The organism is Pseudomonas alkylphenolica (assembly GCF_004025535.1).
Taxonomy (GTDB): Bacteria; Pseudomonadota; Gammaproteobacteria; order Pseudomonadales; family Pseudomonadaceae; genus Aquipseudomonas; species Aquipseudomonas alkylphenolica_A.
Genome location: NZ_QJRG01000047.1, coordinates 606,981 through 620,899, shown reverse-complemented (window position 1 = coordinate 620,899; position 13,919 = coordinate 606,981). Strand labels below are relative to the sequence as shown.

Below are 13,919 nucleotides of genomic sequence, written 5' to 3'. Positions count from 1 at the left end.
TAAAAACAAGACTGGAGGCAACAATGATCCGCGATCAGCAGGCGCTGGACGTGTTCTTGAACACCATCCGCCGTTTCGTGACGACCGAGGCCATACCGATGGAGGCCCACGTCGAGCAGCACGATGAAATCCCTCCCGCGCTGGTGCAGCGCATGCGCGACAACGGATTTTTTGGCTGGAGCATTCCCCAAGCCTATGGAGGGGCCGGGCTGACCACCGAGGAGCTGGTACTGGCGGCATTCGAACTGTCGCAATGTGCTGTGGCGTTTCGCGCTCGTGTTGGCACCAACACCGGCATCGGCTCGGAAGGCATCGTGGTCGACGGCACTGATGCGCAGAGGCAGCAGTTTCTGCCACGCCTTGCCAGCGGCGAATGGACAGGCTGCCTGGCGGTAACCGAGCCCGAGGCCGGTTCGGAAGCCACCAACGTACTCACCCATGCGCAACGCGACGGTGACAGCTACATCCTCAATGGTGAGAAGTGCTACATCACCAACGCCCCCCTCGCCGATGTGTTCACCGTCACCGCCCGCACTGAACCAGGCAGCCAGGGCGCAAAAGGTGTTTCGGCGTTCATTGTCGAACGTAACACGCCTGGCCTGACCACCGGCGCGCCCTACCGCAAGATGGGCCAGGCTGGGTCGCCCGTTAGTGCGGTCTACTTCGACAATTGCCGGGTGCCAGCGGCCAATCTGATCGGAGGCGTTGAGGGCCAAGGCTTCAAGACCGTGATGAAGACCCTGAACAAGCAGCGGATACACCTCGCCGCGCTGTCGACCGGCCCCGCCATACGCATGCTGCAGATGGCTATAGAGCACACCAGTGCCCGTGTGCAGTTTGGCCAGCCCGTCGCGAACATGCAGTTGGTCCAGGCAATGATTGCCGACTGCCAGACAGAGATCTTTGCGGCCCGCTCGATGATCCTCGAAACCGCCCGCAAGCGTGATCGCGGCGAGGACGTGGTGCTCGAAGCCTCAATGTGCAAGTACTTCGCCACGGAAATGTGCGGACGGGTCGCCGACCGCTGTGTGCAGATGTTCGGCGGTGCCGGGTATATCGCCGACCATGGCGCAATAGAGCGCTGGTATCGAGATGTCAGGCTGTTCCGCCTCTACGAGGGCACCAGCCAGATCCACCAGTTGAACATTGCCAAGCAGGTGCTCGCTGCCCACCGCTGAGTCGGGTACGCGCCTACTTTTCTCTGCTACAGGAATTGCCCCATGTCCCGTTTCGAGCCCTTTTTCAATCCTCGTTCCATCGCCGTGATCGGTGCCTCCCAGGACCTGTCCTCGATCAGCGGGCAGCCCATCGCCCATCTGCTGGCGAAAGGTTTTTGCGGACAGATTCTGCCCGTCAACCCTCGCTACACAGACGTCGCGGGTTACCCGTGCTACCCCGATGTAGCGTCGCTCCCCGAGTGCCCTGATGTGGCGGTAATCGCCGTCGGCGCCCAACGGGTGGCTGGCGTGCTCAGCGAGCTGGGGAAAGCAGGTTGTCGCTTTGCGGTCATCCTCTCTTCAGGCTTTGCCGAAGCCGGTGAAGCCGGTGCTCGCGCCCAGCGGGAAATCACCGCCATCGCCCACTGCCATGGCATGCAGGTGACCGGCCCCAACTGCCAGGGCTACATGAATATCAGCGAAGGCATCCATGTCGGCTTCGGCGCTCCGTATGGCCTCACCTACCCCAAAGGCCACCTGAGCCTCACCTCGCAAAGCGGCGCATTTGGTAATTCAATCGTGATGCTGGCCAGCCAGGAAGGCATCGGTTTTCGTCACTATGTGTCCACCGGCAACGAATCCGTGACTACCTCGCTGGATTTCATGGACGCGATGATCGACGACCCCGACACTCACGTGATCGCCGGTTACGTCGAAGGTTTCCAGGACGCCGGGCGCTTGCTATCGATTGGCCGTCGGGCACTGATGGCCGGTAAACCACTGCTAATCTGGAAAGTCGGCACCTCTGAAGCCGGGGCCAAAGCCGCCGCCTCCCATACCGCCAACCTCGGTGGTTCCATGGCGCTGTATCGAGCCGCCTTCCGCCAGAGTGGCATCATCGAAGTCTCGGACGTCGGCGACCTGGCCGACTGCAGCAAAGCCTTGCTGCCAGGACGTCTACCCGCGGGCAATCGCCTGGCCGTCGTCACCATTTCAGGCGGTGCCGGCATTGCCATGGCCGATGGTGCTGCCGACGGTCACCTGCAACTGCCTGCCCTGTCGACGCATACAGTTGCTGCCCTCAAAGAGGTACTGCCGTCCTTTGCCGCCATTGCCAACCCGCTCGATGTCACCGCCAGTCTGCTCAACGACGCGAACCTGCTGCGGGTCACCCTGGAGACGTTGGCGGACGACCCGAATGTCGACATGATCGGCCTCGCACTGGCCGCTGCCAGTGGCAAGCTGGCCGTCGAGCTGGCCAAGGAAATCGTACGCATCTCCAAGGCCCGCGAGGTTCCCATCCTGGTGGCCTGGAACGCCGACCCCGCCAGCGTCGCAGAGGCGTACGAGATCCTCGACAAGGCCGGCATCCCACGCTATCAGTCGCCGGTTCGCTGCGCCCGTGGTGCCAGCGCACTGTGGGCCTTCGCACAGGCACGAGGGCAGATCGCCAAGGTGCTGGACGAGCACCCGCTGGTGCTTGATCGGTCTGAAGTACGGGCGGCGCTGCACGGTCGCCGAAACGACCTGACCGAATTCGAAGCCAAAAAAGTACTCGCCGCCTATGGCATCGGCGTCACCCGCGAAGGCCTTGCCACCAGCGCTGAAGAGGCTGTGCGTATCGCCGCTGCCTTGCACGGCCCGGTGGTGCTGAAAATTCAATCAGCCGATATCCCGCACAAGACCGAAGCTGGCGGCGTGCGCGTGGGTGTTGAAGGTGCTGCGGACATCACTGCGGCCTACCGTCAGATCATCGTCAATGCCGAAGGCCACAATGCCCAGGCTGCTGTCGACGGTGTACTGGTTCAGGAAATGGTCGGTGGCGGTATCGAGATGATCCTGGGTATCAACAACGACCCCCTGTTCGGCCCGGCAGTAATGGTCGGGTTTGGTGGTATTTTCGCTGAGGTGTGGAAAGACGTGAGCTTCCGCCTGGCACCGATTACCCGCTCGGAAGCCGAATCGATGGTGCGCGAACTACGCGCTTTTGCGATCCTCGATGGTGCCCGCGGCCGCCCCAAGGCCGACCTGACCGCGCTGGTCGACACCCTGATGCGCCTGTCGGCGCTGGCCGTCGACTTGAAAGACACCGTGCAGGAGCTGGATATCAACCCGCTGTTCGTGATGAGTGCCGGCCAGGGTGTGAAGGCCGGCGATGCGCTGATCAAGCCCCGGGCCGCTAACATACAGCCTCACCTTGCACTCAAGGATGCCCTCGTCGGTTCATGACGCTGGCCGTTTCAGCCACCCTGATGGCTGCTGACGGCAGCCGACCTTTGAAACGACTTTATAGTTGCAGTTAACGAGGGTCCTATGAACATTTCTCACCAGACCAACGCTTTCCCGGATACGTTTGCCGCTCACGAAGTTGAGCAAACCTACCGCAAGATCGCGCTTCGCCTCATGCCGTTCCTGATTATCTGCTACATCGTTTCCTATCTGGACCGCGCCAACATCAGCTACGCCAAGCTGCAGTTCATGAGCGACCTGGGCTTTTCCGAAGCGGCCTACGGGCTGGGTGCCGGCTTGTTTTTCGTCGGCTACGTGCTGTTCGAGGTACCCAGCAACCTGTGGATGCAGCGCATCGGCGCACGCCGTACCTTGCTGCGCATCATGATTCTCTGGGGCCTGATCTCCAGCGCCATGATGTTCGTCAACACACCGACACAGTTCTACGTCATGCGATTCCTGCTCGGCGCTGCCGAAGCCGGGTTCTTTCCGGGGGTCATCCTCTACCTGACTTACTGGTTTCCCGCCGCACGCCGCGGGCGCGTCACCGGTTTCTTCATGATGGGTGCGGCCACCGCCGGCATCATTGGTGGGCCGGTTTCTACCTGGATCATGGTCCACATGGCTGGCCTGCAAGGTCTGCATGGCTGGCAGTGGTTGTTCCTGCTCGAAGGGCTGCCTGCGGTAGGTCTTGGCGTTGTCGCCTTCTACTACTTGTGCGATCGCCCCGAGGATGCCAACTGGCTCAGTGAACGGGAGAAGTCGATCTTGCGGGGCGACCTGGCCGCCGAGCAGACCAGCGCGCAACATGGCTCAGGTCACGGCCTGCGTGAAGCACTGTGCAACCGCAAGCTGTACATCGGGATGCTGGGCTATTTCTGCGTACTGGTGTCGTTCAACGCCATTGGCTTCTGGGCGCCGACCATCATCCGCGACGTCGGGGTGAGCGACCTGTTGCAGGTCGGGATGTTGTCCAGCGCGGTGTTCCTGGCGGGTGCGGTCGGTACCTATGTCGTCGGCTACAGTTCGGACCTGCGGATGGAGCGCCGCTGGCACCTGCTGGCTTGCAGTGGCGTCATCGCCGCGTGCTTTGTCTTGCTGCCACTGGTGGCCCACGACGTAACACTGGCGATCGTCCTGCTCTCGCTGGCCGCAGCGGCGTCCTACGGCAGCTTTGTAGTGTTCTGGACCATCCCGCAAACCTTCCTGACCAGCAGTAGCAAGGCCAGTGGCATTGCCCTTATCACCAGCCTGGGCGGTATTGGTGCCTTCGTCAGCCCGACCCTGGTCGGCTGGATGAAAGCCAGCACCGGCAGCATATACGCAGGCCTGACCATTCTGGGGCTGATCACCTTGCTGGGTGCGGTGGTTGTACTGATCGCCCTGCCTGCACGCAAGTAACCTCCATCGACCCGCCGTAACCGAGAGGTTACGGCCACTTCGTACAGGAACAGACCATGCGCGAACCGCAATGGCGGCTCAAGGGTGAAGAGCCGGATTACCGTTTTTCCCTGGCCAATGAACGCACGTTCCTGGCCTGGATTCGCACTGCACTTGGCCTGCTGGCCGCTGGCCTGTTGCTCGATCAGTTCGCCAGCAAGCTTGGTCCGCCGGTGATAATCGAAGGCCTCGCTATCGCGTTTGGCATTTTGGCTGCCACGCTGTGCGCGATGGCCTACCTGCGCTGGCGCGCCAACGAGATTGCTATGCGCCATGCACACCGATTGCCAGGCGCAGCAGGCATCGCTTTGCTGGCCAGTGCAACCTTGGGCATAGCCGCGGCCATCGCGCTGCTGTTAGTGGTCCGGGCATGAACCTGCCACGTGATCCTGGCTTGCAGGCCGAACGCACCGCATTGTCCTGGAATCGCACCGGGTTGGCGGTGCTGGGCAATGCGCTACTGGCTTTGCGCGAAGGCTGGCACGGCCAGCACGGGACGGTCAGCGTACTGGCCTGTGTCATGCTGGTGGCCGCTGCCGCTGCCGTGTTTTATGGCGCCTGGCGTCGGCAGCAACTATTGAACTGCAAAACGCCAGTGGCGGTGTCGGCCCAGGCGATCGCGACGGCAAGCATCATCTCGCTGATGGCTTGCGGCGCTGTGGTGGTACACCTGGGAGTAGTGGCTGCGCGACTTTTGTGAACCCCATACGCTGTGGTAAATAACAGCGCGGCCAATCTGTCGGTGCCAAGCGCGGCGCCCCCGGCAACAGGGAGTTCTATCGATGCGGATACAGGATGCAGACCTCAAGGCACTGCGAATCTTCGAGACGATCGTGCAATGCGGCGGCTTTTCGGCCGCGCAGTCGGCCCTGAACATCAGCGCCTCGGCCATCAGCGAGCAGATGAGCCTGCTGGAAACCCGCCTCGGTGTCAGGCTGTGCGAACGCGGGCGCTCGGGGTTCCGCCTGACCGATGAGGGCGAGGTGCTGTACGAAGCCGCACAACGCATGCTGGCCGCCGTCGAGACCTTTTCCATGGAAGCAGCCACCCTGCGCCGGGAGTTGAGTGGCGTGCTGCGCGTCGGTGTCATCGACGCCACCCTGACCGACCCGGGCAGCCCGTTGACCCTGGCCATCCGCCGCTTCGGCGAAATGGCCCCGCAGGTGCATCTGCAGATCCACATCGACACGCCCAGTGCGCTGGAACAACGGGTCATGGATGGCCGCCTGCACCTGGCCGTCGGCCCGTTTCCCGTGCAGTTGCCCGGCCTGGACTACACCTCGCTGTATGAAGAGGCCCATGGCCTGTTCTGTTCACGCAGCAATCCGTTGTTCAGCCAGCCAGACGCAGACATCACCCCGCAGTTGCTGAGCCGGACGCGGGTGGCCGCCCGCACCTGGCTCGGGCGCTTTGACCTTGACCAGCTGCAGGCCGAGCGGGCAGCAGGCAGCGTCGACAACGTCGAGGCGCGGGCGATGATGATCGTCTCCGGCCAGTACATCGGCTTTCTGCCGCTGCACTATGCCCAGCCCTGGGTCGACAAGGGCGAACTGCGCAGGGTGTGCCCGGAGCAGTATGCCCCTACCCTGGATTTCACCTCGATCATCCGCCACCGCGGTGTCAGCCCGCCGCGCACGGTCGCGGCATTCCACCAGCAGTTGCTCGATTGCGCACATTCGCAGGTTTGAGCACATAGCACGGTTTGCTTCGGCAATTGCCGAAGTCAACTTCATGAACCGGCTATTCTTCCGAACTATCGGGTTAACTAAAGTCTGGGTCGAGACAATAAAGCCAACCTGACGATTGCTCTGCCGGTCCGCTGTTGCAGGGGCCCTGGTCGAGCAACGGGAGCAACGCCATGTCCGACCTCACCCCTGCCATTGCCCTTGCCTCATCCTTGCCGGTTCAACCCTGGCGTTGTCGACGCCTTGGACAGCAGTTATTCGTTGGCGGCGTGCTGCCCGTTGACGCTGATGGCCAACTGATCGGCGCTGGCGATATCGAGGCCCAGACCCATGCCGTATTCCGCAATCTGAAAGCGGCGCTGGAAGCCGCCGGCCTGGAAATGGCCGATCTGGTGCGCCTCAATACCTATTACGTCTACGAGGGCGAAGAAGCCCAGGCCACCGTGTACTGGGAGAAGATGACCCGGGTACGCCTGCAGTACTTCCCGGACCCCGGCCCCGCCGCCACGGCGGTTCGCGTGCACGGCACCGGTTGCCCGGGAGCGCTGATCCAGCTGGAAGCCGAAGCGCTGTCCGTACCTTGCGCACAGCGGCAACGGATCATGCCGGCACACAGCTGGGACTGGAGTATTCCGGTGCCTTTGTCCCAGGGCTGGCAGGTGCAGGAGCAGATCTGGGTGGGCGGCCAGGTATCGGCCGACAGAGCAGGCAAGGCGGTCAGCCTGGGTGACTTGTCGGGGCAAACCCATAACGTGCTGGAGCACATCCGCCATGTGCTGCAGGACGCCGGCGCGCAGTTCAGCGACCTCACCCAGCTGAAGGTCTGCTACCTGCACGACGGTGATGCGCAGGCGGCCGAATCGCGCCTGCAAGACATCATGCAAGTGGTCCGTGCGACCTGTGGCGAACCGCTGCCGCCGGTTACCGCCTTTGGCGTCAACCTGCTGTACGAAGGGCTGCTGCTGGAGATCGACGCCAGCGCCCAGCGCGGGGCCGCCCATGAGGATGGCGTGACTGAGGCTGGCAACCGTAACGCGGCCACCGATGTTCAAGTGCGGCGCAGCGGATCGCGCGTGCATGTTGCCGGCCAGAGCGTTGCAACCACAGCACTGGAGCCGGCGTTCAACGCCGTGCTGCTACGCCTTGTCGGCCAGTTGCGCAGCGTCGGCTGTGGTCCCGAGGCGCTCGCCCATCTGCATGTACTGGTCGCAGGCACCGAGGCGGATCACGCCCCGCTTCAGGCCCTGACCTTGTTCACCCGTGCCCTGCAGCGCTATTGCGGCGACAACCTGCCACCCTTCACCCTGGTCCGGGTGATCGGTTTGCCGGATGGCGCCTCGGTCCAGGTCGATGCGCTTGCCGTTGATGCGCAGGAGGCGCGCCGCGCATGAACCCCACCGAGCACGCCATCGAGCTGACCCGCCGCCTGTTGCGGTTCGACACCACCAACCCGCCCGGCAACGAACAGCCCTGCGCAGCGTTTCTTGCCACGCTGCTGGCCGAGGCCGGATTCACCACCACCCTGCACGAACTGGCGCCGGGACGCGCCAGCCTGGTGGCCTATCTGGGCAACGGCGAGGGGCGGCCGCTGTGCTTCACCGGCCACCTGGACACCGTGCCGCTCGGCAAGGCGCCCTGGTCGGTTGACCCGTTCGCCGGCGAGATCCGCGATGGCCGCCTGTACGGCCGGGGCAGCAGCGACATGAAGGCCGGGATTGCAGCCTTCATCAGCGCGGCGCTGCAGGTGCGCAGCCTGATTGCCGACGGCCCGGGCGTGGTGCTGGTGCTGACCGCCAGTGAGGAAACCGGCTGCCAGGGCGCCGCTGCGCTGCTTCGCGATGGCGTCGACCAGCACCGTGCCGGGGCGATCATCGTCGGCGAGATGACCGCCAACTATCCCCTGATCGGCCACAAGGGCGCGCTCTGGCTGTCACTCAGCGCGCGCGGCAAAAGCGCCCACGGTTCCATGCCCGAGCGCGGCGACAATGCGCTCTACAAGGCCGCGCGTGCGCTGGGCAAGATCGAGCACTACCGGGTTACGGCGCAGCCTCATCCGGTACTGGGTAACACCAGCATCAGTGCCGGTACCCTGCACGCTGGCAGCAGCATCAATGTCGTGCCGGACCTGGCCGAGCTGGGGGTCGATATCCGCAGCTTGCCAGGCATGTCTCACAGCGAAGCCCGCGAGGCCCTGCTGAGCGCATTGCAACCCGACATCTGCGAAGCGCACACCGTGCTCGACCTGCCCGCCGTATTCAGCGACAGCGCCGACCCGTGGATCGCGGCGGTGTACCACATGACCGAAGCAGAAACCGGCATCCGTCCCGAACCCCGGGGCGCCAGCTATTTCACCGATGCCTGCGCACTGCAACACGCCCACCCCGGTGTGCCCATCGTGATCCTCGGGCCGGGAACTCCGGAAATGGCGCACCAGACCGACGAATACTGCGAGGTCGCGCGCATCGACGAAGCGGTGCGCCTGTACCGGCGTTTGATCACCGACTGGTGCACACCCGGCACCTGATACCCACGGTTCCCCCACAGGCCCGGTGCGCCTACACAAGCACTTCTATGGCTGTTCCGGGTGGCTGCCTGCGCCCGGAACAACAACAAAATCAAAACAGCCGAACATAGAAAGGTACGCCATGAAAATAACCACAACCGCCCAGCCGGCCACTGCGGATGCACCCTCGGTGCGGGCCAGCAAGGACACGCTGCTGATCGTCGTCAGCGTGATTTCCATCTTCCTCACCGTGTTTGCCCTGGCCGCTTTCCCGGCACGCTCCGAGCAAGTGGCCAGCCAGCTGTTCCAGAGCGCCACCGACCTGCTCGCAGCGCCGGTGCTGGTAATCTTCCTGGCCTTCGTCGCCGGGTCTCTGTTCATCATCTTCAGCAAGTACGGCAACATTCGCCTGGGCAGCGGCAAGCCGGCGTTCAAGACCCTGCCGTGGGTGTTCATGTTCATCTGCGCCGGGCTCAGTTCGGCGACCCTGTACTGGGGCCTGGTGGAGTGGGCCTTCTACTACAACACCCCGGGGCTGAACATTGCCCCACGCAGCCCTGAAGCGCTGGACATGAGCATCGCCTACGCGTTTTTCCACTGGGGCTTTGGCACCTGGGCCTGCTACGCCGTCGGCGGCATGGCCATGGCCTACTACTACCACGTGCGCAAGCACGACAAGCTGAGCCTGGCCGGCATCATCGAAGCGATCACCGGGTTCAGGGCCAACGGACCGGTCGGTCGGCTGATCGATATCATCTTCCTCATCGGTACCTTCGGCGGGCTGACGGTGACCATGGTGGTGACCACCCAGACCTTCTCCAACGCGCTGTCCAACCTCACCGGCCTGCCCAACACCTTTGCCATGCAGGCGGGCATCGTCCTGGTGATCACCAGCATCTTCTCCCTGAGTTCCTACATCGGCCTTGAAGGCGGCATGCAGCGCCTGGCCACCATGGTCTGCTGGGGTGCGCTGTTCTGCGCGCTGGCCGTGCTGGTGGTGGGGCCGACCGGGTTCATCGTCAAGAACACGGTCAACGGCGTTGGCCTGATGCTCTCCAACTTCCTGCACATGAGCCTGTTCACCGACCCCGCAGGCGACGGTGACTTTACCCGCAACTGGACAGTGTTCTACTGGTTCTGGGCGATCTCGTACACACCGGCGGTGTCGATCTTCGTGGCCCGCGTGTCGCGTGGCCGGACGCTGAAAGAGGTCGCCGCAGCGCTGCTGCTCGGTGGCAGCGTGAGTTGCTGGGCAATTTTTGGCAGCCTCAGCGGCTATGGTATCGAGCAACTGCTCACGGGCACCCTGGATGTTCCCGCCATCGTCGCCAGCCAGGGTGGCGAAGTGGCAATCACACAGCTGTTGAACGGTTTTCCGATGTCGGGCCTGGCCACCGCGTTCTACCTGTTCGTGATGGTCATTTTCCTCGCCTCCCACGTCGACGCCTCGGCCTACACCGTAGCCGCCGCGACCACCCGCAACCTGCCTGAAGGCCGCGACCCGTCGCCCTTCCTGCGCCTGTTCTGGTGCGTGATGCTGGCCTTGGTGCCGCTGACCATGATCGCCAATCACCTGTCGCTGAAAACGGTGAAAACCTCGGTGATCCTCACCTCTATCCCGTTCTTCTTCCTGTTGGTGGTGATGGCCGTTGGTTTCGCCAAATGGGTGTACCGCGACTACCGCCACCGCAGTGCGCAGGACATCGAGGCCGAATCCCGCCTGTTCGAGCAAGAGCCCCTGACGCCGGCCCACAGCACACGCCTGACAGAAGCCACAGCGCTGTAAGTTCCGTCAACGTTCCTCACCTTCTCTGCAGTTACCCGCTGCAGAGAAGGTGAATGAAACAGGGTACTTATCGCGGGTATTACAGGGCCTACAACAGGTCATCAGATGAAATGCTGTTTTCGCCGAATTTACTTAGCTGAAAATCAACTAACCCGGCCGACCAACTGCCGTCGTTCCGGGCCCTGCCGCCCTATAATGGCCGACCGTTGAATTGAGCGCACAACGTGCCGCAAATCAACTGCTCCCGCTCCAGGTAACAGCATAAAAACAACAGCCTTCGCGCTGTGGCGTCATCGTGCGCATAAAACATTCTGCTGCGCTCGTGTGCCGCCCTGAAAATACACTGTACCCAGGCACAGGAAGAGACTCATGCATACTGTTCGCAACACGTTAGTGGTCGTGAACTCGCAGCAGTCAATGGATCTGATCCTGCACAGAGCAACAATGATCGCCCGCATAACGCAATCCCATTTGCACCTGCTGGTGTGCAACAAGGGCAACCACCACACACCCTTTCTGCACAACCTGAGAAACGATCTGGAACAACAAGGTTTCAGTGTCAGCACCGAGCAGGCCTGGTACGCCAGCACGCACAAGACCATCATCGCCACCCAGCAGGCGCAGGACTGCAGCCTGGTGATCAAGCAGCACGTCACCGACAACCCGCTGATGAAAGCGCTGCTCGCGCCAGAGGACTGGAAGCTGCTGCGCTACTGCCCCTGCCCGGTGCTGATGGTGAAAAGCGCCCGGCCCTGGACCGGCGGCACCATACTTGCGGCGGTGGATGTGGGCAGCGAAGACGTCGAACATCGCGTGCTGCATTCGGGCATCGTCGGCCATGGCTACGACATCGCCCAACTGGCCGGCGCCACACTGCACATGATGAGCGCCCACCCGTACCCCATGCTCTCGGCAAGCGACACCATGCTCCAGCTCAAGGAGAGCATCCAGGCGTATTACCGCGAACAGTGCCTGCGGCTGCAGCAGGAATTTCTCATCAGCGACGACCGCCTGCACATCGAAGAAGGCCCACCCGACGTGATGATTCCGTACCTGGCGCACAAGCTCGAAGCGGCGCTGACGGTGATCGGCAGCGTGGCCCGTACGGGATTGAGCGGCGCCTTGATCGGCAACACCGCCGAGATGATTCTCGATGCCCTGGACAGCGACATCCTGGTGCTTAAACCGCAGGACATCCTCCTACACCTGGAAGCGTTGGCCGCGCCGCCGCTCCCTGCCACCCAGGTTGACGCTGTCGCCTGGCCGTACAGCCATCATCAGCAACGCCATCGCGAGCGTGCCTAGGCATTGCGCCTGATGACAGCGGGCCGCCAGTCAGGACGCCGGCAGGCCCGCCAGGCTCAGGCCTTCGGCGAACAGCGCAAGGTCCTCGCTGCGCTGCAGCGGTAGCCATTGCTGCAGATTGCCGACGCGTAAGGTGGGGTCCATCGCCTGCAGGCGCTGCATCATCTGCCGGGCCCTTTGCAGCTGCCCGCCCAGGGCATAGCTGGCAGTCAGCACGGCGATTGCCGGTAACAGGTGGGGCAGATTGCCCAAGGCTTTCTCCGCCCACGCCGAGGCGGTGTCGAAGCGCCTCGCGAAGAAGTGCGCCAGGGCCATGCCAATCTGCATGCGGAACATCTCCGGGTCCAGCGGGCTCAGGCGCACGGCATGGTTGAGGTTGTCGACAGCGGCATCGGTTTCACCACGCAGCGCACGCAGAATGCCGCCCAGAAACCAGGCCGGGGCCAGGTTGGGATTAAGCAGGCGGGCGCGGTCCAGCAAGGCAATACCGCTGTCGACATCCCCCACCAGATGGGCCAGGGCGTGGCCGCCTCGGGTCAGCGCCACAGCATCGTCACGGCCCAGTTCCACCGCCAGCCGTGCCAGGCGCGCGCCCTCGGCGATCTCGCCTTGGCGATCGCGCATCCAGCCGTTGATCTTGCGCCAGAAGTGGCACCAGGCAGCCATGCCATAGGCCGAGGCATACTCGGGGTCGAGTGCGATGGCCTGGTAGAACAATGCCAGTGCTTCATCGATGGCAACCTGGGTGCCCTGATGCAGCTTCGCCGTGCCGCGCAGGTAGTAGTCGTAGGCGTCGAGACTGTCGGTGGGTTTGCGTTTGGCCCGCTCGATCTCTGCCCGCTCCAGCTGCGGGGCGATGGCGCCCACGACGCTTTCGGCGATGCGGTCCTGCAGATCGAAAATGTCATCCAGCTGGCCTTCGAAGCGCTCCGCCCAGAGGTGCGTGCCCCGGCTGGCATCAATCAACTGGCCGGTGATGCGCACCTTGTTGCCACTCTTGCGCACGCTGCCTTCGAGTACGTAGCGCACGCCCAATTCCTGGCCGACACCCTGCACGTCCACCGCCCTGCCCTTGTAAGTGAAACTGGAGTTGCGGGCGATGACGAACAGCCAGCGGATGCGCGACAAAGCGGTGATGATGTCTTCGACAATACCGTCTGCGAAGTAGTCCTGCCCGGCATCGCCGCTGAGGTTCTGGAACGGCAGGACGGTGATCGACGGCTTGTCGGGCAGCTCCAGCGCAGCAGCGCCTGGCACCGGGGCGATGATGTCCGCTTCAACGGCCTGGTCCTGCAGGCTGTCACTGACTTTGAGCTGGCCGACAAACCGGTAGCCCTTGCGCGCCACGGTGCGTACCAGGCGCTGCGCCTCACCGGTATCGCCAACCGCCTTGCGCACGGCATTGATATGGCTGGTGATGGTCGATTCGGAAACGACCCGGCCGCTCCATACCGCGTCGAGCAACTCGTCCTTGCTGACCACCCGATCACGCTGGTCGACCAGCAGCAACAGCAGGTCGAACACCTGCGGCCCGATGGCCACGACCTGCCCGCGCCAGGTCAACTCCCGGCGTTCCTGGTCCAGCACATAGTCTTCAAACGCGTATGGCACCGTCAGTGTCCCCTGGATGAGCGCCCTGGGCTGCGTGCGACTGGGCAGTGTGCTGAGCCCTTGATGATACGGCAGCTTTGGACGAAAAAGCAGGCATGCGTGGAGGTAAACCCAAGGTCCCTGCAAGGACTTCCCGCCCGCGCAACGGCACTCTGAAGCTACCCCGACGGCAATGCCTGCCGTCAGCAAAGCGGAGAGATGCC

At 63.1% G+C, this 13,919-nt stretch carries 11 protein-coding genes; 10 read left to right on the top strand and 1 reads right to left on the bottom strand.

Annotation, left to right across the window (positions count from 1 at the left end):
* Positions 1 to 23 precede the first annotated feature (23 nt).
* The 10 genes from DM813_RS18155 to DM813_RS18110 all read left to right on the top strand — a co-directional run bounded on the left by DM813_RS18155 (position 24) and on the right by DM813_RS18110 (position 12,105).
* A complete protein-coding gene (locus DM813_RS18155) occupies positions 24 to 1,178 on the top strand; it encodes an acyl-CoA dehydrogenase family protein (RefSeq protein ID WP_128324760.1) in 1,155 nt (384 codons plus the stop codon).
* Positions 1,179 to 1,220: 42 nt separating this feature from the next.
* Positions 1,221 to 3,386, top strand: a complete 2,166-nt coding sequence (locus tag DM813_RS18150; RefSeq protein ID WP_128324759.1) for an acetate--CoA ligase family protein — start codon at positions 1,221 to 1,223, stop codon at positions 3,384 to 3,386.
* An 84-nt stretch (positions 3,387 to 3,470) separates the two neighbouring features.
* Positions 3,471 to 4,787 carry an MFS transporter gene (locus DM813_RS18145; protein ID WP_128324758.1) on the top strand — a complete coding sequence of 439 codons (1,317 nt, stop codon included), beginning with the start codon at positions 3,471 to 3,473 and terminating at the stop codon, positions 4,785 to 4,787.
* Positions 4,788 to 4,843: 56 nt separating this feature from the next.
* On the top strand, positions 4,844 to 5,200 hold the full coding sequence (locus DM813_RS18140; RefSeq protein WP_128324757.1) for a YidH family protein: 357 nt from the start codon (positions 4,844 to 4,846) through the stop codon (positions 5,198 to 5,200).
* Positions 5,197 to 5,526 carry a DUF202 domain-containing protein gene (locus tag DM813_RS18135; RefSeq protein WP_128324756.1) on the top strand — a complete coding sequence of 110 codons (330 nt, stop codon included), beginning with the start codon at positions 5,197 to 5,199 and terminating at the stop codon, positions 5,524 to 5,526. The genes DM813_RS18140 and DM813_RS18135 overlap by 4 nt, the downstream gene beginning before the upstream one ends.
* Positions 5,527 to 5,608: 82 nt before the next feature.
* Positions 5,609 to 6,514, top strand: a complete 906-nt coding sequence (locus tag DM813_RS18130; protein ID WP_128324755.1) for a LysR family transcriptional regulator — start codon at positions 5,609 to 5,611, stop codon at positions 6,512 to 6,514.
* A gap of 170 nt (positions 6,515 to 6,684) precedes the next feature.
* A complete protein-coding gene (locus DM813_RS18125; protein WP_128324754.1) occupies positions 6,685 to 7,902 on the top strand; it encodes a RidA family protein in 1,218 nt (405 codons plus the stop codon).
* A complete protein-coding gene (locus DM813_RS18120) occupies positions 7,899 to 9,035 on the top strand; it encodes a M20 family metallopeptidase (RefSeq protein ID WP_128324753.1) in 1,137 nt (378 codons plus the stop codon). Before DM813_RS18125 ends, DM813_RS18120 begins: the two co-directional genes overlap by 4 nt.
* Before the next feature lie 121 nt (positions 9,036 to 9,156).
* The gene (locus tag DM813_RS18115; RefSeq protein WP_128324752.1) at positions 9,157 to 10,800 is read left to right on the top strand and encodes a BCCT family transporter; all 1,644 of its coding nucleotides are present in this window, start codon (positions 9,157 to 9,159) and stop codon (positions 10,798 to 10,800) included.
* A 369-nt stretch (positions 10,801 to 11,169) separates the two neighbouring features.
* The gene (locus DM813_RS18110) at positions 11,170 to 12,105 is read left to right on the top strand and encodes a universal stress protein (protein ID WP_128324751.1); all 936 of its coding nucleotides are present in this window, start codon (positions 11,170 to 11,172) and stop codon (positions 12,103 to 12,105) included.
* Between the two features lie 30 nt (positions 12,106 to 12,135).
* Here the strand turns inward: DM813_RS18110 and DM813_RS18105 are convergent, their stop codons facing one another.
* Positions 12,136 to 13,716 carry a winged helix-turn-helix domain-containing protein gene (locus DM813_RS18105; protein ID WP_128324750.1) on the bottom strand — a complete coding sequence of 527 codons (1,581 nt, stop codon included), beginning with the start codon at positions 13,714 to 13,716 and terminating at the stop codon, positions 12,136 to 12,138.
* Positions 13,717 to 13,919 lie beyond the last annotated feature (203 nt).

Excerpts from the sequence above, each read along its gene's own strand:
- DM813_RS18125 (WP_128324754.1), top strand. The coding sequence starts at position 6,685 with ATGTCCGACCTCACCCCTGCCATTGCCCTTGCCTCATCCTTGCCGGTT.
- DM813_RS18140 (WP_128324757.1), top strand. The coding sequence starts at position 4,844 with ATGCGCGAACCGCAATGGCGGCTCAAGGGTGAAGAGCCGGATTACCGT.
- DM813_RS18150 (WP_128324759.1), top strand. The coding sequence starts at position 1,221 with ATGTCCCGTTTCGAGCCCTTTTTCAATCCTCGTTCCATCGCCGTGATC.
- DM813_RS18120 (WP_128324753.1), top strand. The coding sequence starts at position 7,899 with ATGAACCCCACCGAGCACGCCATCGAGCTGACCCGCCGCCTGTTGCGG.
- DM813_RS18145 (WP_128324758.1), top strand. The coding sequence starts at position 3,471 with ATGAACATTTCTCACCAGACCAACGCTTTCCCGGATACGTTTGCCGCT.
- DM813_RS18115 (WP_128324752.1), top strand. The coding sequence starts at position 9,157 with ATGAAAATAACCACAACCGCCCAGCCGGCCACTGCGGATGCACCCTCG.
- DM813_RS18135 (WP_128324756.1), top strand. The coding sequence starts at position 5,197 with ATGAACCTGCCACGTGATCCTGGCTTGCAGGCCGAACGCACCGCATTG.
- DM813_RS18130 (WP_128324755.1), top strand. The coding sequence starts at position 5,609 with ATGCGGATACAGGATGCAGACCTCAAGGCACTGCGAATCTTCGAGACG.
- DM813_RS18110 (WP_128324751.1), top strand. The coding sequence starts at position 11,170 with ATGCATACTGTTCGCAACACGTTAGTGGTCGTGAACTCGCAGCAGTCA.
- DM813_RS18155 (WP_128324760.1), top strand. The coding sequence starts at position 24 with ATGATCCGCGATCAGCAGGCGCTGGACGTGTTCTTGAACACCATCCGC.